This is a genomic window from Sphingobium sp. B1D7B, assembly GCF_025961965.1.
GTDB lineage: Bacteria > Pseudomonadota > Alphaproteobacteria > Sphingomonadales > Sphingomonadaceae > Sphingobium.
Window position 1 is genome coordinate 629986 of the sequence record NZ_JAOQOR010000001.1, and the last position, 17887, is coordinate 647872.

Here is a 17887-nt window from a genome sequence, read left to right on the forward strand (position 1 = left end):
AATGACACGCTCTGCCCGTAGGTTACGTAGCCAAGCAAGTATCAGGGGTCGCGACTCATGCCGAACTGCCTCATTGTCGATGACTCCAAGGTGATCCGAAAGGTGGCACGCCACATTCTGGAATCCCTCGATCTCGACGTTCACGAAGCGCAGGACGGACGTGAAGCGCTCGACATGTGCGAAGGGCAGGTGCCGGACGTGGTGCTGCTCGACTGGAACATGCCGGTGATGAGCGGCCTGGAATTCCTCAAGGAACTCTCCCGCCGCAATTTCGCCCATCCGCCCAAGGTGATCTTCTGCACCACCGAGAATGGCGTGGACCATATCCGCGCCGCCGTCGATGCCGGTGCCGACGAATATGTCATGAAGCCCTTCGATCGCGACACGCTGGAGAGCAAGCTCCAGATCGTCGGGGTTCTCTAGGGGCTCGGGAGCGCCGGGAATGGCGTGCGCTGCCCTCCTGTCCGATGCCAGCTCCGGAACCGATGGTTCGCGCATCGATGTGCTGATCGTCGATGATTCGCTGGTCGTCCGCCGCGTGCTGGGTCGGGTGCTGGGCGAAGATCCGCGCTTCCGCGTGGTCGGGACGGTCGCCAGCGGAAAGCAGGCTCTGGCTTTCGTGGCCAGAAAGTCGGTGGACCTGGTGCTTCTCGATATCGACATGCCCGAGCTCGACGGCCTGCAGGTGCTCCCCCACTTGCTTGGCCCCGATCAGCGCCGGCAGGTGGTGCTGCTCAGCGGCTCGTGCAGCGAGGGCAGCGAGGTCGCCTTGCAGGCGTTGGCTTTGGGTGCCGGTGATGTCGTGGCCAAGCCCAGCGCCGGCCATTTCAGCCCGCAATTCGTCGAGCATCTGCTCGATCGCCTGGCCCATCTGGCGCCAGCGGCTGAACGTAGCCGCACGCCGGAACGATTCGATGAGGCGAGCGCACGCCTGCGGCCACCAGGCACGCTCGTGCGCGCCGTGGCCATCGGCGGATCGACCGGCGGGATCAGCGCGATTCTCTCCGTCATCAAGGGCCTTGAGGACAACCCGGCCTTTCCCATCTTCATCACCCAGCATCTGCCTGCCAGCTTCCAGCCGCTGCTGGCAGAACAGCTCCGCCGCGCCACACATCTGCCCGTGGTTCTGGCGGAACAGGCCATGCCAGTGCAGCCGGGCACCATCCATCTGGCACCCGGCACTGCCCATCTTTCGCTCGGCAAAGGAGCGCGCGGGCAAATATTGGTGCGATTGAGCACCCAGCGCTGCCTGCATGAAAGCTTCCCGGCGGTCGACCCGATGTTCACCGCCCTGGCGCGCTTTTACGGACGCGGCGCCTGTGGCGTCATCCTCTCCGGCATGGGACGCGACGGACTGGCTGGCGCGCAAGCCATTGTCGGCGCGGACGGCTGGCTGATCGCGCAGGACCACCAGTCGAGCGCGGTATGGGGCATGCCCGGTTCGGTCGTGAAGGGAGGTCTCGCCAGTGCCATTCTGCCCCCCGCTCAGATCGCCGAGTTGATCCTGCAGCAATGGCATGCAGGCGCATGACCATGCAGCCAGTTTCCAACGCCGCCTGTCGCCTCGCCGAATTGCTCCACCGGGAGACCGGGCAGACGCTCTCGGAAGCGAGGCGATGGCGCATCGAAACGTCGCTGCGACCGCTGTTGCGCGCACACGGGCTGAGCACGCTGGAAGAGCTCGTGAACGCGATCGAACGGGCGCCTCACGGGCTCCTACAGGCCGAAGTGATCGACGCGCTGCTCAATCACGAAAGCTCGTTCTTCCGGGATGTGAGCGTCTTCCACGCGATCGAAAACAGCGTCCTGCCCGCACTCGCCCGGACGCGCGCGGATCGGCGACTGCGCATCTGGTGCGGCGGGTGCTCGACCGGGCAGGAAGCCTATTCGCTGGCCATGATCGTCCACCGCTCGGCCGCGCTGGCCGATTGCACGGTCAGCATCCACGCCACGGACGTATCGGCCCTCGCGATCGCCAAGGCAAAGCGCGGACGGTTTTCGCAGATGGACATGCAGCGCGGCCTGCCGATCAGCGAATTGCTGCGCTGGTTCCATCCTGTCGATAACGAATGGCAGATTGCCGGCGAGCTTCAGCAGATGATCGTGTTCCAGCAGGACAATCTCCTCGACCCCGTTCATGGCGCAGGCCCATTCGATCTCATTCTGTGCCGCAACGTGCTCTTCTACTTTTCCGAAGAGAGGCGCCGCCGGGCATGGAAAACGCTGTCGGGCCGGGTTCGGCCCGGCGGCTATCTCGCGCTCGGGGCGGGCGAAATGGCCTGTGCCGAGTCCGGCTTTTCGGCCTGCCGGGGCCTCAGCTGCCTGTATCAGGCCCGTGAAGCCCGGCCCGATCAACCGCGCATGATGCTGCCTGCAGGCGGCGCTTCCTCCGCACCCGCCATTGAGCTAGGACAGGGCTGACCGCACCGCCCGGCAACATGCCGGCATGCGCAAGGAAAGTGGCCCAGTTCTGCATGATCGAGACGCCGTCACCCAATTTTGACGACCGAACGCTCCCGGTGTCCATCCTCGTCCTGCACTATACGGGGATGCCGGACGCCCAGAGCGCGATCAACTGGATGGCCAATCCGGATAGCAAGGTCTCCGCCCATTATGTCGTCACGGAGGAGGGCAAGGTGGTCCGCATGGTCGACGAGACCAAGCGCGCCTGGCACGCCGGACGGGCGTGGTGGCGCGGCATCACCGACGTCAATTCCGCGAGCATCGGCATCGAGATCGTCAATCCCGGCCATGAATGGGGCTATCGGCCCTTCCCGCAGGCGCAGATCGATGCGCTGATCCCGCTCGTCCACGACATCATGCAGCGCCACCGCATCACGCGCGGCAATGTCGTCGGCCACAGCGATGTGGCGCCCGCACGCAAGCAGGACCCCGGCGAGTTGTTCCCCTGGAGCAAGCTCGCCCGGCTGCGCCTCGCCCTGCCGCGCCCGACCCGCAATCTCATGGACCCACTCTGGAGCGACGGCGCCTTTATGCTCGCGCTCGAGCGATTCGGCTATGATATCGCCGAGCCGGAAGCCGCGGTGACGGCGTTCCAGCGCCGTTTCCGGCCGGAATTGATCGACGGCGTGATCGACGGGGAATGCCGCGCCATCCTGCTCGCGCTGCTGCTGCCAAGGCCCCGCGGCGACGACTGAGCGCGATCGGACAAGACGGACCGGAATATTTTTCAGTGCCCGCACACTGAAATCCATTTCGGGCGTTTGGCGGGGATGATGACAGCGAGGGTGGTCGCGCAGCGCCGCGACGGGCTTGGGGGGAGAATGCGATGACCGGGCCGCAATGGCTCTCTATCGCCACGCTTGCCGGCATGATGGTGCTCTTCCTCTGGGGGCGCTTCCGCTATGACGTCACGGCAGTCATCGTTCTGCTCTTCGCGGTCCTGATCGGCATTGTCGATCCGGCCGACGCCTTCTCCGGCTTCTCGGACGATATCGTCATCATCGTCGGCTCGGCGCTGGTGCTTTCGGCCGCCGTGCAGCGCTCCGGCGCGATCGAGGTGGGGCTCAAATTCGTCGCGGGCCGCGTGCGCCATGTCCGCTCGCAACTGCTGCTGCTTACCGCCACGGTCGGCACGGCCTCGGCGCTGGTCAAGAATGTCGGCGCGCTTGCCATGCTGATGCCCGCCGCCTTCCAGATGGCCAAGCGCAACAACGCCAGTCCCTCGGTCTTCCTCATGCCCATGGCCTTCGCCTCGCTGCTGGGCGGGCTGATGACGCTGGTCGGCACCTCGCCGAACATCATCGTCAGCCGCGTGCGCACGGAGATGACCGGCGAGCCCTTTGGCATGTTCGATTATTTCCCGACCGGGTTTGGCCTGTTTATCGTGGGCCTGCTGTTCCTGCGTTTCGGCTACCGACTGCTCCCGCGCGATCGTCGCGGCGCGGCGACCATGGGCGATGCCATGGACATCTCCGGCTATGTCACCGAAGCAACCGTGCGCGAGGACACGCCGCCCGACGGCGAGACGATCGCCGCCTTCCTCAAGCGCCACGACCATGAGGTGCAGATCACCAGCCGTCTGCGCGGCCGGCGTCCGCTCTCGACGCAGGGCAATGCGCGACTGCAGGAAGGCGACGTGCTGATTCTCTACGGCGAGCCGGATGCGCTGGAGCGGGTCATCGCCCGCGACGCGCTGGAGCTGGACGGCGAGACGCGCGATTTGCCCGAAGGCAGCGAAGGGGACGAGATCGGCGTCACCGAGGCAGTCGTGACGGCCGAGTCCCCGCTGGTCGGGCAGAGCGCGGAGCGGCTGCTCCTCCAGCAACGTTATGGCGTTAATCTCATCGCCGTCTCGCGCGCCGGGCAGATGCTCGGGCGCAAGCTGGGCGAGATCAGCCTGCGTGCGGGCGATGTCATCGTGCTGCAGGGGCCCCTCGGCCTGCTGCCGGCGCGGCTGCGCGATCTCGGCGCGCTGCCGCTGGCGGAGCGGGGCGTCAAGCTGGGCAAGTCACATCGCGGCTGGCTGCCGCTGCTCATCCTCGCGGTTGCGATGACCGCCACGGCGAGCGGCTATGTGCCGGTGGCCATCGCCTTCTTCGCTGCCGCCGCGCTCACAGTCATCAGCGGCGCGCTGCCGGTGCGGGAAGCCTATGATGCGGTCGAGTGGCCCATCCTCATCATGCTCGCCGCGCTCATCCCGGTCAGCGACAGCATCCGGAGCACCGGCGCGTCTGATGTCATCGCCACCAATCTCGCTCATGTCGCCGCCGCCCTGCCCCCCTGGGGCGCCGTCGCGCTCATTCTGGTCGCGGCCATGGCCGTGACGCCGTTCCTCAACAATGCCGCGACGGTGCTGGTGATGGCCCCCATCGCCGGCGTCTTCGCGCATGACTTGGGCTACCGGCCGGAAGCCTTCCTCATCGCCACCGCCGTGGGAGCGGGCTGCGACTTCCTCACGCCCATCGGCCACCAGTGCAACACGCTGGTCCTCGGCCCCGGCGGCTACCGCTTCAGCGACTACGCCCGCCTGGGCGCGCCGCTCTCGCTGCTGGTGGTGCTCATCGGCACGCCGCTCATCATCTGGACCTGGCCACTGCAGTAAGGGAGCGAGGACCGGGGAAGCTGGAAAGAATCGCCTCGTGCGTGACTCCCCTCCCCCGCGCCGCTATAGCCCCGTTCGCCAGGCGGTCGGGCGGCCGCGGCGGGCGCTTGCGTCCGGCGAGGAAAGTCCGGGCTCCACGAAACAACGGTGCCGGATAACGTCCGGCGGCTCTCCTCGCGGGAGTTAGGGACAGTGCAACAGAGAGCAGGTCACGTGCGCCTTCGGGCTTGGGCTTCGGCCGCGTGAACAGTGAAAGGGTGCGGTAAGAGCGCACCGCGTCCCCGGCAACGGCGGACGGCACGGTAAACCCCACCGGGAGCAAGACCGAATAGGGGCGGCGCGCAGGTCTTCGGGCCTGCTAGGCTTGTTTCGGCCGAGATCGCCCGGGTTGGTTGCTTGAGGCCCTGCGAGAGCATGGCCCTAGAGGAATGGTCGCCCATCCGCATGCGCGTCCCTTTACGGGATACGGCGGCGGTGGACAGAACCCGGCTTACAGACCGCCTGGCATTTTTGCTGATCGCCTGCAGGGCAATGGCGCGACCGTCGCGATGCCCGCATTTTCACCGCGCTACGGTGGATTTCACTACGAACCCGCACTAAGTGAGATCGGATGGCCAGAAGCGGACGGAACAATGACTGGGGCTTTCCCCGCTGGCGCAGCTATGGCTCGGCGCGGGAAGCGCAGGCCGTTCGGCTGTGCGACCGGCATGGCTGCGACCAGCCCGGCAACTGCCCCGCGCCCAAATCCCCCAACAGCCCGGACCGCTGGTATTTCTGCCAGGCTCATGCCGCTGAATATAACAAGGGCTGGGATTATTTCGCGGGATTGGACGAGGAAGAGCGCAACGAGCGCATGCACAATGAGCAGCGCGATGCCTCCGGCTATCGGACCAGCGCCCATAATCAATGGGCCGGCCCCGGCGATGGCACCCGCTCGCGCGACGAGATGCGCGCGCTCGATGTGCTGGGGCTGGAGAGCGATGCCGATTTCGAGGCGGTGAAGCGGAGCTGGCGCGCACTCGCCAAGGAATGCCACCCCGATGTGCGGCCCGACGATGCCGACGCCGCCACGCGCTTTCAGGCTATCCAGGCCGCCTATGACGTGCTGCGCGTGGCCGAGGAGCGCAAGAGCTGGAAGCCCGCGCCATGAGCGCCCGTCAGGTCCGCAGTCGCTGGTCTAACGCGGTGCTGGTTTGTCGCAAATGCGAGAAGAAGATCAAGGGCGGCGGCTTCGGGCCGGAGGGGAACAAGACCCTCGGCAAGGCCCTGCGCAAGCATCTGCAGCTCGGCAAGGGTCGCAAGGCCGGTGCCGGCATTCTCGAGGTCGGCTGCCTCGACATCTGCCCCAAGCGCGCGGTGACGGTGGTCGACACCAGCAAGCCGGACCGATGGCTGATCATCCACCCCGGCGCCAATCTGGATGTTCTCGCGCACGATTTGGGGCTGCGCAACAAATCCTGAGATGATCGATGCGGCGCGGCTGACCGGTGCCGTCAGTCGATGGGCGGCACGGGCTGCGGCGGCGCGTCGGGATCGGCCTCAGGCACCTCGACGGTGCCGCGCCCGACATGGCTGCGCGAGCGGCTATAGGCGAAATAGACGACGAGACCGACTACAGCCCAGGCCACGAACATCAGCTTCGTCTCGATACCGAGTTTGAAGAAGAGGTAGATGCAGCCGAGGATCGCGACCGGCGCGGTGATGGCGATGGCCGGCGTACGGAACGGCCGCTTGCGCGTCGGGTCCGTCCGCCTCAGCACGAGCACGGCGATGGAGACGGCGGCAAAGGCGAACAGCGTGCCGGAATTGGAAATGTCGGCGAGAATGCCGACCGGGAAGAAGGCCGCGAACAGGGCCACGAAAACGCCGGTGATGATCGTGATGACATGCGGCGTGTGGAACTTGGGGTGGACCTTGGAGAACACCGCCGGCAGCAGCCCGTCCCGGCTCATGACGAAGAAGATGCGCGTCTGGCCGAACATCATCATGAGGATGACCGACGGCAGGGCAAGACCAGCAGCCAAACCGATGAGGTTGCCGATCTGCGGCCAGCCGATCTCCCGCATCGTCCAGGCCAACGCTTCTTTCGAGCAGACCACTGCCTGATCGCCGATGGCCGCGCACTGATCGGCCAGCGCCTTGCTGCCCGGCGCCAGCGCTTCCCCGGCCGGGCCCATCAAAGGCTGCGAGCCCACCGTGCCGACAACCCCGGCAGCAACCAACAGGTAGAAAATCGTGCAGATGGTGAGCGAGCCAATGAGGCCGATCGGCATGTTGCGCTGGGGATTCTTGGTTTCCTCCGCCGCGGTGGAGACCGCATCGAAGCCCACATAGGCAAAGAAGATCGACGCCGCCGCCGCGCCGATGCCGCCGAAGCCCAAAGGCGCAAACGGCGAGAACTGCTCCATGTTCATCACTGGCAGCGCCAGCACGATGAACAAGGTGAGTGCCGCGACCTTGATCACCACGAGCACGGCATTGACCATCGCGCTCTCACGCGTGCCGATGACCAGCAGCCAGGTGACCAATAGGGCGATGCCCATGGCCGGCAGATTGACCAGACCGCCATCGAACGGCCCGCGCACCAGCATGTTGGGAATGTCGATGCCCAGCGCATGTTCCAGCAGGCCGACGACATAGCCGGACCAGCCGACCGAGACTGCCCCCGCCGCCACGGCATATTCGAGGATCAAGGCCCAGCCGACCATCCAGGCGATCAGCTCGCCCATCACCGCATAGCTATACGTGTAGGCCGATCCCGAAACCGGGACCATCGAGGCCATTTCCGAATAGCAGAGCGCCGCCACGGCACAGACGAAGCCGGCGATGACGAAGGAGAGCATCATGCCCGGCCCCGCCTTCTGCGCCGCTTCCGCCGTGAGCACGAAAATGCCGGTGCCGATCACGGCGCCCACACCCAGCATGGTCAGCTGGAAGGCCCCGAGCGATCGGTGCAGTGATTTCTTTTCGGCAGTGGCGAGAATGGCGTCGAGTGGCTTGATGCGGCCAAAGATCATGCGCGTCTCTCTATACAGCGCGGCTGCAGCCGCTCCCCCTGAACTGACCGCCAAGCCTATAGGCTTATCGGCGACGCGCAAGGGGCTTGCGACAGGGGAAGGCGTCGCGGGCAGGCAAACCGCGCTCAGCGCGCCAGCATCGGCCCCAGCGCGCGTCCGCCGAACAGATGAACGTGCAGATGCGGCACTTCCTGCCCGCCATGCGCGCCGACATTGGCGAGCAGGCGATAGCCCGGCTCCACCAGCCCCGCCTCGCGGGCAATCACGCCGACCGCGCGCACGAATGCCGCGATCTCGCCCTCACTTGCACGGGCCGAGAAATCATCCCAGCTCACATAGGCGCCCTTGGGAATCACGAGAATGTGCGTCGGCGCCTGCGGGGCGATGTCGTGAAAGGCGAGGACGTGATCGTCCTCGAACACCTTGTTGCAAGGAATCTCGCCGCGCAGGATCTTCGCGAAGATGTTGTTTTCGTCATAGGGAAGGGTCGGGTCGATCGCCATGGCTCACTCCGGAAAGACGGTCATTTCGGACGGTTGGCTTTCTCATCCAGCCCAGAAACGCCCTCGCGCCGGTCCAGCTCGGCGCAGACATCGGCAAGGGTAACGCCACGCTCGGCGAGCAGGACGAGCAGGTGGAACATGAGGTCGGCCGCTTCGCCGGTCAGGGCCGCCTTGTCCTCACTCAGCGCGGCGATCACCGTCTCGACGGCTTCCTCTCCGAATTTCTGCGCCATCTTGCCAAGCCCCTTGGCGCGCAGGCGGGCAACATAGGAGCTGTCGGGATCGGCCTCGCGCCGGGCGAGGATGGTCTGTTCGAGGCGGAAGAGGCTGTCCATGGCGCTTGTCCTTGCCGCTGCGCCGCCGGGCGTCAATGGCTTTTCCGGCTGACGCCGCGCTCAGAGATGGCGGACGGGAATGCCCGCAGCGGCCAATGCCGCCCGCGCCTCACGCACGCTGTGCTGGCCGAAGTGGAAGATGGAGGCCGCCAGAACCGCGCTGGCATGGCCCTGCATCACGCCCTCGACCAGATGATCGAGCGTGCCGACGCCCCCGCTGGCGATGACCGGCACGGTGACGGTATCGGCAATGGCGCGGGTGAGCGCAAGGTCATAGCCCTGCTTCGTGCCATCGCCATCCATGGAGGTGACGAGCAATTCGCCCGCGCCAAGCTCTGCAAGCCGCGCCGCGTGAGCAAGCGCGTCGATTCCGGTGGCACGGCGGCCGCCATGGGTGAAGATTTCCCAGCGGCCCTCACCGACCCGCCGGGCATCGACGGAGGCCACGATGCACTGGCTGCCGAACCGATCTGCAATCTCGCTCACCACCTCGGGACGCGACACGGCGGCGCTGTTCACGGCGACCTTGTCCGCGCCGGCAAGCAGGAGCGCGCGTGCATCCTCCGCGCTGCGCACGCCACCGCCGACGGTGAGCGGCATGAAGCAGACTTCCGCCGTGCGCGCGACGATATCGAGCAGCGTGCCGCGATCCTCGTGGCTGGCGGTGATATCAAGGAAGCACAATTCGTCCGCGCCGGCAGCATCATAGACCTTCGCCTGCTCCACCGGATCACCGGCATCGCGCAGATCGACGAAGTTCACGCCCTTGACCACACGGCCATTGGCAACATCGAGACAGGGGATGATGCGGGTGCGGACGGTCATGGATTTACGCCCCTACACCCGTTCGCGTCGAGCGAAGTCGAGACGCGCGAGGACAGTGCTGGCCGTGTCTCGACTTCGCTCGACACGAACGGGGTGTGGAAGCGCAATCATCATCCCGCATTCGCCACCGCAATGGCGGCGCGCAGATCGAGACGACCGTCGTAAAGCGCCCGGCCGGTCACCACGCCCTCGATGCCATCGCCAGCATGGAGGCTGAGCACGCGGATGTCCGAGATATCCGCCACGCCGCCGCTGGCGATCACGGGAATGTCCACGGCGCGCGCCAGTTCGACCGTCGCATCGATGTTCACGCCCTTGAGCAGGCCATCGCGGCCCACATCGGTGAACAGCAGCGAAGCAACCCCGGCATCCTCGAAGCGGCGGGCGAGATCGACGACCGGCATATCCGATTTCTCAGCCCAGCCGTCGGTCGCGATCATGCCCTCGCGCGCGTCCACCGCGACGACGATGCCGCCGGGATAATCCGCCGCCATATCCTTGACGAATTGCGGGTTCTTGAGCGCCGCCGTGCCGATGACGACACGCGACACACCGAGCGCGAACCAGCCCTGCACGGCCTGCGGATCGCGGATGCCGCCGCCAAGCTGGACATGGCCGGGGAAGGCCTGGACGATCGACGCAATCGCGGCGCCATTGACGGCATGGCCGGCAAAGCTGCCATCCAGATCGACCACATGCAGGAAATCCGAGCCCTGCTCGGCCCAGATGAGCGCCTGCGCGGCGGGATCATCGCCATAGACGGTCGCCCGGTCCATATCGCCCTCGGCCAAGCGGACGACCTGCCCGCCCTTGAGATCGATGGCTGGAAAAACGATGAACGGCGGAATATCACTCATGGCGCCCACTCCAGAAAACGGGCGAGGGTCGCAAGGCCATAAGCCTGGCTCTTTTCCGGATGGAACTGAACGCCCAAAATATTGTCCTTGCCGACCGCCGCCACCAGCGGTCCGCCATGGTCGGTGGTGGCGACGACATGCGCCGCCTCCGCCGCCTCGAAATGATAGCTGTGCAGGAAATAGGCCTCGCCCGGTTCGACCAGCGGATGGGCGCGCGCGCCGACCACATCATTCCAGCCCATATGCGGGATCTTGATCGCCGGATCGTCGCGCTCGATGCGCCGCACCGTGCCGGGGATCCAGCCCAGCCCCTCATGCCGCCCGAATTCCTCGCCGGCATCGGCCAGCAGCTGCATCCCTACGCAAATGCCGAGGAACGGCCGACCGACCGCGAACACCGCCTCGTGCATCGCCTCGATCATGCCCGGCAGCGCGCGCAACGGCTCGATGCAGGCGCGAAAGGCGCCCACGCCCGGCAGGACGATGCGGTCGGCCCGGCGCACCACCTCGGCATCGGCCGTAATGACAACGCCATGCGCCCCGGCGGCCCGGAGCGCATTGTGCACGGAGTGGAGGTTCCCCGCGCCATAATCGATGAGCGCGATGGTCATGGACTGTCAGCCGCCCAACGTGCCCTTGGTGGAGGGGATCGCATCGCTTTTGCGCGGATCGATCTCCACCGCCTGCCGCAGCGCGCGGGCGAGCGCCTTGAAGCAGCTTTCCACGATGTGGTGATTGTTGCTGCCATAAAGGTTCTCAACATGCAGGGTGATCCCCGCCGACTGCGCGAAGCTCTGGAACCAGTGCTCGATCAGCTCGGTGTCCCACTCACCCAGCCGGTGCATGGGGATCTCCACCTTCCAGACCAGCCAGGGGCGACCGGAAATGTCGAGCGCGACGCGGGTCAGCGTCTCGTCCATCGGCGCGTGCGCCTCGCCATAACGGGCGATCCCGCGCTTGTCCCCGAGCGCCTTGGCGATCGCCTCGCCGACCGCGATACCGGTATCTTCGGTGGTGTGGTGCTGGTCGATATGCAGATCGCCGACCGCCTTCACTGTGAGATCGATGAGCGAATGGCGCGAGAGCTGCTCGAGCATATGGTCAAGAAACCCGATGCCGGTCGAAATGGAATAAGTGCCGGACCCATCGAGATTGACGCGCACCTCGATATCGGTCTCGCCGGTTTTCCGCCTGATCTCCGCGCTACGCATGGCTGCGGCCTATAACGCGCGCGGCGGACCATGCAATGCGCTTCTCGACCGTTAACGGCTGTAACGCTCTGTGCTTGACCGGCGAGCCCCCCGCGCTAGGACTGTGGCCATGACGGAAGAGCCAGCAGACAGCCTGATTCCCTATGACGAAATCGTGCAGGAGGCGCTGCGCGCGATTCCCGGGCGCGTTTTGCAGGATATTGCGCTGACGGGCGTCCTGCCGGGCAATCATCATTTCTACATCACGTTCAAGACGCAGGCGCCGGGGGTGAGCATTCCCACCTGGCTGGCCGAGCGCTTCCCGGACGAGATGACCATCGTGCTGCAGCATAAATTCTGGGATCTCAAGGTTACCGATACCAGCTTCGAGGTCGGCCTCACCTTCAATCAGGTGCCGGCGCACCTGGTGATTCCGTTCGCGGCGCTGCGCTTCTTCGTGGACCCGGCCGTCAACTTCTCGCTGGAATTCCAGGTGATGGAGAGCGGCGAGGCCGTCGAAACCATGGAGATGGCGGAAAACGATACGCCGGTCGCCCAGGCCGAAGACGGCTCCAACGTGGTGACGGTAGACTTCGGAAAGAAGAAGTAAGGGCCACGCGAGCGGGACCCGCGCACGTCCTATTCCCGCTTACTCCGCCCGCTTTGCCTGAAAATTGAAGCTGATCGTTACGGCATCCGGAATCGTACCGGTGTCGGACCATTCTCCGGTTCCAACGCCGAAGGCCGTGCGGTCGATGCGCGTGGAGCCGCGGGCGCGGGCAACCATTCCGTCGATATCCAGCGTGAAATCGAGCGTCACTGGCTTTTGCTGCCCGTTGAGCGAGAGCGTGCCCGTCGCGCGGTAGCGATTGCCATCGCGATGCGTGATGCGCGTTGCCCGGAACGTCGCGCGCGGATGCGCCGCCACGCCGAAGAACTCGTCACCGCGCAGCATGTCGTCACGCTGGCTGTCGGCACTGTCGACCGACGCCAGATCGACCGTCACGGCGATGCGCGAAGCGGGCAGATCATCCGGGCTGAACAAAATGTCGGCATCCCAGCGTGCAAAGCCGCCTTCGATGTCGGAGCCGGAATAGGCCGTGCGGAAATTGAGCGTGCCGCCGCGCTGCACCGTCCAGGCGACGGCCTTCTGCGCCTCGTCCTTGGCTGGCTCGTCCGCTGGCGCCGCAGCCTGATTGGCCGCCAGCGCGTCTTCGGCTGCGTTGCTGGCGTTGACAGCAGGGTCACCCGCGTTATCCGCGACCGCCACGTTTGAGCCCGCAAGACCGGCTTCCGCTTGCGCCGGGGCCTTGCCGCCGAACGGCAGCACCCAGGCCAGTGCAAAGGCCGTTAGCGCGCCCGCAATCGCGAGACCGGCCACCACATTGAGCGCGCCCCGTCTGCTCAAGGCACTAGGCACCATGCGGCCAAGAATATCCTTGCGCAAAAAGTGGTGCCGCAGTGCTCCCGCGACATGCAGAATCACCAGCCCGGCCAGGAGCCAGCCAAGCAGGCTGTGCACGGCTTCCGCCGGGTCGTGCAGGGCAGCGCTCACCGGCAGATGCGGCCATGGAATGACGCCGAACAGCAGTGTCGGCACCTTGATCGCCGAGGTCGAGACGATGATCCAGCCCGTGAGCGGTCCGAGGATCATCACCACATAGAACAGGGCATGGACACCGCCGGCGAGGGCAGCAAGCAGCAGGCTCGTGTTGAGCGGGCGGGGCCGGGGCACCAGCAGCCGGATCACCAGGCGCGCCACGCTGAGCAGCAGGATGCTGATGCCGATCGTCTTGTGAAGCTGATAGGCCGCGAACTGCGGCAGGCCGGTCAGATCCTCCAGGCGCCATCCCAGCGACACCTGAAAGAGCAGCAAAGCGGCAAGCGACCAGTGCAGAATAATCGCGGCAAGCGAATAGCGCGCAGGCGATTGATGCAGGCTCATGTCCGTCGCGTTCCCCCAACACCCAGTCGAATAGAGTGCCGCCGAACCTGCCAGCCGGACAGGCGCTTAGCAAGCGCGCAGGCGAGCGGCGTACCGCTTCGGCGAGGGTAAGCGCTCAAAAGACAAGGAAGTCGGAGCAGCCGCCAGACCGGGGCGACGGCACAACACCCGCCGTTAGGGAAAAATCCTGCCACAGACGAAAAAGATGGGCACTCAAATCACCGAGAAGTTTCTATTGATCGCGCGTCATAGGGCGGCTTCGAAAGGTGCGTGACACGACCGCCGCCTAAAATCGGACGTTCAATCCCTCGCGTCGCGGAGCGCTTCCAGTTCGGCCAGCCTCACTGGGTCGCCGGCGGCAAGCGTTTCCTCAAGATAGAAGCTATTGGGTATGTCGAGCACCAATTTGTGGGCCTTGCCGCTATATTCTGAGGCGATCACAGGAAATGCGTCGACCAGCTCTCGAAGAAAACCTTTGTCCAAATCTTGAAGCCTCGCTGCCATATCCTCCATCATGAGGACAGACACATCAAGATCTAGCAATTCCTCATCAGTCATATTCAAGAACAGAAAAAAATCTGCGACTATTCTGGCGATCTGTTCAACAATCATGGCTTGACCACCCTTACCTTGATGTTGCCTATCTTCATTTTTTTAAACAGCTTGAGCGCAGCAATACGCTAAGCTTTATTTGGACCTTCCCAGGTTCCGATAGAGCGATTATGCGCTAGAGCCTCCGACTGGCGCAATAGCTGGTGATCGCCCGGTTTGCCGACACATCTGAGACCCTGCCCGTAAAGCTGACATCGCTCGCGTGGTTGGTCGCGCTCGCCGGCAAGGCCAAACTGCGGAAGCCACCCTTCAGCACGCGATGAAGCACAAAGCCGTCGGCATAGGTGACGCGCAACCCGCCCTAAAACCGGACGTTCAATCCCTCGCGTCGCGGAGCGCTTCCAGTTCGGCCAGCCTCACCGGGTCGCCCGCAGCAAGTGTTTCCTCAAGGTAGAAGCTATAGGGTATGTCGAGCACCAATTTTTGGGCCTCGCCGCTATATTCTGAGGCGATCACAGGAAATGCGTCGACCAGCTCTCTAAGGAAAGCTTTGTCCAAATCTTGAAGCCTCGCCGCCATATCCTCCATCATGAGGACAGCTGCATCAGGATCAAGAACCTCATCATCGGTGAGATCGAGAAACAATATGAAATCAGCGATGATCCGCGCCACCCCTAGCACACTCATGGCTTCACCACCCTCACCTTGATGTTCGTGATCTTCATCTCTTTAAACAGCTTGAGCGCAGCGATTCGCTCGGCTTCGTTGGGCACTTCCCAAGTTCCAGTGGCGCGATTATGCGCTAGTGCTTCCGACTGCCGCAATAACTGGGCACGCGCCCTGGGGCGGTTCACGACCCTGAACTTTCGGTCGATCACATATTCACCCTGCACGCCATCAAACTTGACCGGTCTTCTCGAGCCATCCGGCATCGTCCGCATCAACGTGGGCGCCTGACCGGGCCGAGCACCCGTCGCGGCATCATTATATCGCTTCGCCAGCGTTTCGCGACCGAGGTTTTCCTTAACCCAGCCGATCTGCGGCGGCTCATGAGGTGGGCGAGGGACGGTTCCGCGCAGACGGCGTAACGCCGCAACCTTGCCAACCACCGCGCCGGGCGCGACTGCCAATGCGGTATTGCCGGCGACCGATCCCGCGGCCCGGCCGATATCGCGCGCCGACGCATTGGCGACTGCATCGGCGGCGCGTGATATTTGCGTATGAGCCGGCGTATCCTCCGCCGCTATGGCCGTATCGATCATGGTGGCGATCCCGCGGCCGGCATTCCGAACCGTCGTAACCGGATTTGTCGTCAAGACCGAGCGCACCCCCACGACCGTCTCTTTCGCCACACCGTAAAGACCTTCACCGACACCGCCGACAAACTCGGCGGCGGGATTTGGCTGCTCGCGCGGCGAACCAGCAGGCCTCGGCTGCGCCTCGTTTCCCGTGCCCCCGTTCGGCCTTTTGCCGAAACCCTGTGGTTGCTTGGCAGATGACGTCTCTGGTCTCGGTGTCCGCGCGATACGGAGATTGCCGCGACGTACGTTTCCTGGCGTACGAGACGCTGGCCCACTCCGGCCTCTGCCATGATAATTTCCGGATCCGGCAAAAGTGAACCGGCCATCTTCCGGATCATGCCACGGATTAAACTTGCACTCTATTGCATCGTTTTTTGGCACCGAAGCCACTTTGCCGGTGCGCAACCACGTCGAAAAGGCACGACGCCATTCGTCCTCTGATAACTCGATCATTCGCCGCACCCCTACATTGAGGAGAGAACATTTCAGGAACATTTTTCCAACAAGTCAAGCGGGAGCTGGTCGGTTTCTACCCCGGTCTTCAAGAATCACGCGACACCGCGACGGCTCCCGGCGGTAAAGCCACAGAGAATTGTTCTCAGCTGATAATGTATGTGGCTTGTCTCAATCCGGCTTTCCTGCCGGTTCAAAAATGGTGCCGCTTAGGTGACTCGAACACCTGACCCTCGCATTACGAATGCGATGCTCTACCGGCTGAGCTAAAGCGGCTCCGGCTCGCCGGCAAACCGGCGATCATCATGATGCGTGTCCAGTGCGGCACACGATCATGCAGGCGGGGCGCTTATCAGCGTGTGCCGGGCATGGCAAGCGCCGATCGCGTTTTCGCCTGTGGTATCGCGCGGGCCGGCGGCGATATTTGGTGCCTTTACCGGGCCTTTACCCTTCATGGCGCAGGGTTCGCCCGTTGCACGCGACCACAGGCGAATCCTCGAATGGACGTACATCACAGCCAGGCCGACGCGGTCACTACGCTGGACGAAGCCATGGATGCCCCTCCGCTCGTCCGCTTCGACGAGCGGCGCATGCACATCCGCGCCTATAATTACTGGTCTTCGCTGCTGCGCGACCGGTCGCTGCCGAGCATCGAGGATCTCAATCCCGAGGAACTGCAGGATTTCGGCTCGCACAGCGTGCTGCTGGACTTCACGGCGGGCGTCGAGGATCCGACCATTGCCTTCATCGGTCCTGCTCTGGCCGCGCAGTGCGATATCGACACCTCCGTGCGCCGGGCCAGCCAGGTTCCGGCGCGCACATTGCTCTCCCGCCTGACCGACCATTATCTGCAGATCGTGGCCAACGCCGCACCGATCGGGTTCGAGGCGGAGTTCACCAACCAGCGTGGCGTCGAGGTCATGTATCGCGGCATCATGATGCCCTTCTCGACACGCGATGACGCGATCGACTTCGTCTATGGCGTGATCAACTGGAAGGAGGTCGCGACGGACGCGCTGACCGAAAGCATCATCGCGCAGGCCGAGGCCGCCGCGCCGGTGCGTGTGAGGACGACCGACGCCACCGCCATCTGGGCCGATGGCCCCTCCGCGCAGACGATCGCGGCTGCGTCCGTGACCGATTTCGCCGAAGACGTGCCGACCGACGATGCGCTGGACCTGACCAGCGAGACGATCACCCTGCCGGACCAAGATACGGCGCTGGCCGACATGCTGGCCCTGGCGCGCGATGCCGCCATGGCCGCCCATGCCCAGGAGGGGCGGACACGCCACGCGCTCTACCGCGCGGTCGGGCTCGCGCATGCGCTGGCGCAGGTCGCCGCCGCCCGGCCGGAGGATTATGCCGCGCTGCTCGCCGACTCCGGCATAGCCGTGCAGCCCCGCAGCCCGCTGACGGCGCTGGTAAAGCTGGTCTTCGGCACGCACTATGACAAGACGCGCTTGGCCGAGTTCGTCTGCGCCATCCAGTTCGCGCTCGATTCGCGGATGCAGCCTGGCGCCCTGATCGCGCATCTTCATGCCACGGTGGGCGGCCTCAAGGGCGTGGTAGCGCAGGTCCGCGCGGCGCGCCGCAACGAAGCTCCCAAAGAGCCGCACAAGGCCATCATGCGCTCCCGCCGGGTGCTGAAGCAGGCCCCTGCCCTCCCCGCCGATCAATTGGCCATGGACGGCGAAGGGCTGGCCGTGGTGATCATGCGGCGAGAGGCCGACGGCTCACTTGCCATGGTCGCAGCGCTCGATGGCGCCGACCAGCTTGCCGAACGGGTTCTGGCGAAGGCAGCCAAGGCCCTTCCGGCATCCTGAGCCGGCGCGGAGCCTAAGCAG

At 64.7% G+C, this 17887-nt stretch carries 20 protein-coding genes, 1 tRNA gene and 1 other RNA gene; 10 read left to right on the forward strand and 12 right to left on the reverse strand.

All coding sequences use genetic code 11. The annotated features are described in order from the left end of the window. Window positions 1-57: 57 nt before the first annotated feature. The 8 genes from M2336_RS02950 (at window position 58) to M2336_RS02985 (ending at window position 6526) form a co-directional block, all read left to right on the forward strand. Window positions 58-423, forward strand: a complete 366-nt coding sequence (locus M2336_RS02950; RefSeq protein ID WP_181561191.1) for a response regulator — start codon at window positions 58-60, stop codon at window positions 421-423. Between the two features lie 19 nt (window positions 424-442). Then, window positions 443-1531, forward strand: coding sequence for a chemotaxis protein CheB (locus M2336_RS02955; protein ID WP_264573901.1), 1089 nt, complete (start codon window positions 443-445; stop codon window positions 1529-1531). 2 nt (window positions 1532-1533) lie between these two features. Then, window positions 1534-2421 (forward strand): CheR family methyltransferase, encoded by an 888-nt coding sequence (locus M2336_RS02960; protein WP_264592544.1) that lies wholly within the window; start codon window positions 1534-1536, stop codon window positions 2419-2421. A 53-nt stretch (window positions 2422-2474) separates the two neighbouring features. Then, on the forward strand, window positions 2475-3158 hold the full coding sequence (locus M2336_RS02965) for an N-acetylmuramoyl-L-alanine amidase (RefSeq protein ID WP_264572348.1): 684 nt from the start codon (window positions 2475-2477) through the stop codon (window positions 3156-3158). A 131-nt stretch (window positions 3159-3289) separates the two neighbouring features. Continuing rightward, on the forward strand, window positions 3290-5065 hold the full coding sequence (locus M2336_RS02970; protein ID WP_264573903.1) for an SLC13 family permease: 1776 nt from the start codon (window positions 3290-3292) through the stop codon (window positions 5063-5065). Between the two features lie 78 nt (window positions 5066-5143). Beyond that, an RNA gene (gene rnpB, locus M2336_RS02975) (RNase P RNA component class A) lies at window positions 5144-5574 on the forward strand. A gap of 101 nt (window positions 5575-5675) precedes the next feature. Continuing rightward, window positions 5676-6215, forward strand: a complete 540-nt coding sequence (locus tag M2336_RS02980; RefSeq protein ID WP_264573904.1) for a J domain-containing protein — start codon at window positions 5676-5678, stop codon at window positions 6213-6215. Further along, window positions 6212-6526: a (2Fe-2S) ferredoxin domain-containing protein gene (locus tag M2336_RS02985; protein WP_181561185.1), complete on the forward strand. Its 315-nt coding sequence runs from the start codon at window positions 6212-6214 to the stop codon at window positions 6524-6526. Before M2336_RS02980 ends, M2336_RS02985 begins: the two co-directional genes overlap by 4 nt. 32 nt (window positions 6527-6558) lie before the next feature. On the opposite strand, the gene M2336_RS02990 is transcribed toward M2336_RS02985, so the two are convergent. The 7 genes from M2336_RS02990 to hisB form a co-directional block, all read right to left on the reverse strand. Further along, window positions 6559-8082 carry an amino acid permease gene (locus M2336_RS02990; RefSeq protein ID WP_264573905.1) on the reverse strand — a complete coding sequence of 508 codons (1524 nt, stop codon included), beginning with the start codon at window positions 8080-8082 and terminating at the stop codon, window positions 6559-6561. Window positions 8083-8207: 125 nt separating this feature from the next. After that, entirely contained in the window at window positions 8208-8585 is a 378-nt protein-coding gene (locus tag M2336_RS02995) for a histidine triad nucleotide-binding protein (protein ID WP_264573906.1), read from the reverse strand. 20 nt (window positions 8586-8605) lie between these two features. Then, entirely contained in the window at window positions 8606-8920 is a 315-nt protein-coding gene (locus tag M2336_RS03000) for a phosphoribosyl-ATP diphosphatase (protein WP_264573907.1), read from the reverse strand. A 60-nt stretch (window positions 8921-8980) separates the two neighbouring features. Then, window positions 8981-9745: an imidazole glycerol phosphate synthase subunit HisF gene (gene hisF / locus M2336_RS03005; RefSeq protein ID WP_264573908.1), complete on the reverse strand. Its 765-nt coding sequence runs from the start codon at window positions 9743-9745 to the stop codon at window positions 8981-8983. A 110-nt stretch (window positions 9746-9855) separates the two neighbouring features. Continuing rightward, window positions 9856-10602, reverse strand: coding sequence for a 1-(5-phosphoribosyl)-5-[(5-phosphoribosylamino)methylideneamino]imidazole-4-carboxamide isomerase (gene hisA / locus M2336_RS03010; protein ID WP_264573909.1), 747 nt, complete (start codon window positions 10600-10602; stop codon window positions 9856-9858). Beyond that, window positions 10599-11213, reverse strand: coding sequence for an imidazole glycerol phosphate synthase subunit HisH (gene hisH / locus M2336_RS03015; protein WP_264573910.1), 615 nt, complete (start codon window positions 11211-11213; stop codon window positions 10599-10601). The genes hisA and hisH overlap by 4 nt, the downstream gene beginning before the upstream one ends. A gap of 6 nt (window positions 11214-11219) precedes the next feature. Beyond that, window positions 11220-11813 carry an imidazoleglycerol-phosphate dehydratase HisB gene (hisB, locus tag M2336_RS03020; protein ID WP_264571726.1) on the reverse strand — a complete coding sequence of 198 codons (594 nt, stop codon included), beginning with the start codon at window positions 11811-11813 and terminating at the stop codon, window positions 11220-11222. A gap of 109 nt (window positions 11814-11922) precedes the next feature. Between hisB and M2336_RS03025 the strand changes: the two genes are divergently transcribed. Next, window positions 11923-12402 (forward strand): SspB family protein, encoded by a 480-nt coding sequence (locus tag M2336_RS03025; RefSeq protein WP_181561177.1) that lies wholly within the window; start codon window positions 11923-11925, stop codon window positions 12400-12402. A gap of 39 nt (window positions 12403-12441) precedes the next feature. On the opposite strand, the gene M2336_RS03030 is transcribed toward M2336_RS03025, so the two are convergent. The 5 genes from M2336_RS03030 to M2336_RS03050 form a co-directional block, all read right to left on the reverse strand. After that, on the reverse strand, window positions 12442-13737 hold the full coding sequence (locus tag M2336_RS03030; RefSeq protein WP_264573911.1) for a YceI family protein: 1296 nt from the start codon (window positions 13735-13737) through the stop codon (window positions 12442-12444). Window positions 13738-14037: 300 nt separating this feature from the next. Beyond that, a complete protein-coding gene (locus M2336_RS03035; RefSeq protein ID WP_264573912.1) occupies window positions 14038-14349 on the reverse strand; it encodes a hypothetical protein in 312 nt (103 codons plus the stop codon). Between the two features lie 315 nt (window positions 14350-14664). Beyond that, window positions 14665-14961, reverse strand: a complete 297-nt coding sequence (locus M2336_RS03040) for a hypothetical protein (protein ID WP_264573913.1) — start codon at window positions 14959-14961, stop codon at window positions 14665-14667. Window positions 14962-14972: 11 nt separating this feature from the next. Continuing rightward, window positions 14973-16043 (reverse strand): hypothetical protein, encoded by a 1071-nt coding sequence (locus tag M2336_RS03045; protein WP_264573914.1) that lies wholly within the window; start codon window positions 16041-16043, stop codon window positions 14973-14975. A gap of 200 nt (window positions 16044-16243) precedes the next feature. Continuing rightward, window positions 16244-16319 (reverse strand) — tRNA-Thr (locus tag M2336_RS03050). A gap of 224 nt (window positions 16320-16543) precedes the next feature. Here M2336_RS03050 and M2336_RS03055 point away from each other — a divergent pair. Then, on the forward strand, window positions 16544-17866 hold the full coding sequence (locus tag M2336_RS03055; RefSeq protein ID WP_264573928.1) for a hypothetical protein: 1323 nt from the start codon (window positions 16544-16546) through the stop codon (window positions 17864-17866). The last annotated feature ends 21 nt before the right edge of the window (window positions 17867-17887 follow it).

Excerpts from the sequence above, each read along its gene's own strand:
- M2336_RS02950 (WP_181561191.1), top strand. The coding sequence starts at position 58 with ATGCCGAACTGCCTCATTGTCGATGACTCCAAGGTGATCCGAAAGGTG.
- M2336_RS02955 (WP_264573901.1), top strand. The coding sequence starts at position 443 with ATGGCGTGCGCTGCCCTCCTGTCCGATGCCAGCTCCGGAACCGATGGT.
- M2336_RS02960 (WP_264592544.1), top strand. The coding sequence starts at position 1,534 with ATGCAGCCAGTTTCCAACGCCGCCTGTCGCCTCGCCGAATTGCTCCAC.
- M2336_RS02965 (WP_264572348.1), top strand. The coding sequence starts at position 2,475 with ATGATCGAGACGCCGTCACCCAATTTTGACGACCGAACGCTCCCGGTG.
- M2336_RS02970 (WP_264573903.1), top strand. The coding sequence starts at position 3,290 with ATGACCGGGCCGCAATGGCTCTCTATCGCCACGCTTGCCGGCATGATG.
- M2336_RS02980 (WP_264573904.1), top strand. The coding sequence starts at position 5,676 with ATGGCCAGAAGCGGACGGAACAATGACTGGGGCTTTCCCCGCTGGCGC.
- M2336_RS02985 (WP_181561185.1), top strand. The coding sequence starts at position 6,212 with ATGAGCGCCCGTCAGGTCCGCAGTCGCTGGTCTAACGCGGTGCTGGTT.
- M2336_RS02990 (WP_264573905.1), bottom strand. The coding sequence starts at position 8,082 with ATGATCTTTGGCCGCATCAAGCCACTCGACGCCATTCTCGCCACTGCC.
- M2336_RS02995 (WP_264573906.1), bottom strand. The coding sequence starts at position 8,585 with ATGGCGATCGACCCGACCCTTCCCTATGACGAAAACAACATCTTCGCG.
- M2336_RS03000 (WP_264573907.1), bottom strand. The coding sequence starts at position 8,920 with ATGGACAGCCTCTTCCGCCTCGAACAGACCATCCTCGCCCGGCGCGAG.
- hisF (WP_264573908.1), bottom strand. The coding sequence starts at position 9,745 with ATGACCGTCCGCACCCGCATCATCCCCTGTCTCGATGTTGCCAATGGC.
- hisA (WP_264573909.1), bottom strand. The coding sequence starts at position 10,602 with ATGAGTGATATTCCGCCGTTCATCGTTTTTCCAGCCATCGATCTCAAG.
- hisH (WP_264573910.1), bottom strand. The coding sequence starts at position 11,213 with ATGACCATCGCGCTCATCGATTATGGCGCGGGGAACCTCCACTCCGTG.
- hisB (WP_264571726.1), bottom strand. The coding sequence starts at position 11,813 with ATGCGTAGCGCGGAGATCAGGCGGAAAACCGGCGAGACCGATATCGAG.
- M2336_RS03025 (WP_181561177.1), top strand. The coding sequence starts at position 11,923 with ATGACGGAAGAGCCAGCAGACAGCCTGATTCCCTATGACGAAATCGTG.
- M2336_RS03030 (WP_264573911.1), bottom strand. The coding sequence starts at position 13,737 with ATGAGCCTGCATCAATCGCCTGCGCGCTATTCGCTTGCCGCGATTATT.
- M2336_RS03035 (WP_264573912.1), bottom strand. The coding sequence starts at position 14,349 with ATGATTGTTGAACAGATCGCCAGAATAGTCGCAGATTTTTTTCTGTTC.
- M2336_RS03045 (WP_264573914.1), bottom strand. The coding sequence starts at position 16,043 with ATGATCGAGTTATCAGAGGACGAATGGCGTCGTGCCTTTTCGACGTGG.
- M2336_RS03055 (WP_264573928.1), top strand. The coding sequence starts at position 16,544 with ATGGACGTACATCACAGCCAGGCCGACGCGGTCACTACGCTGGACGAA.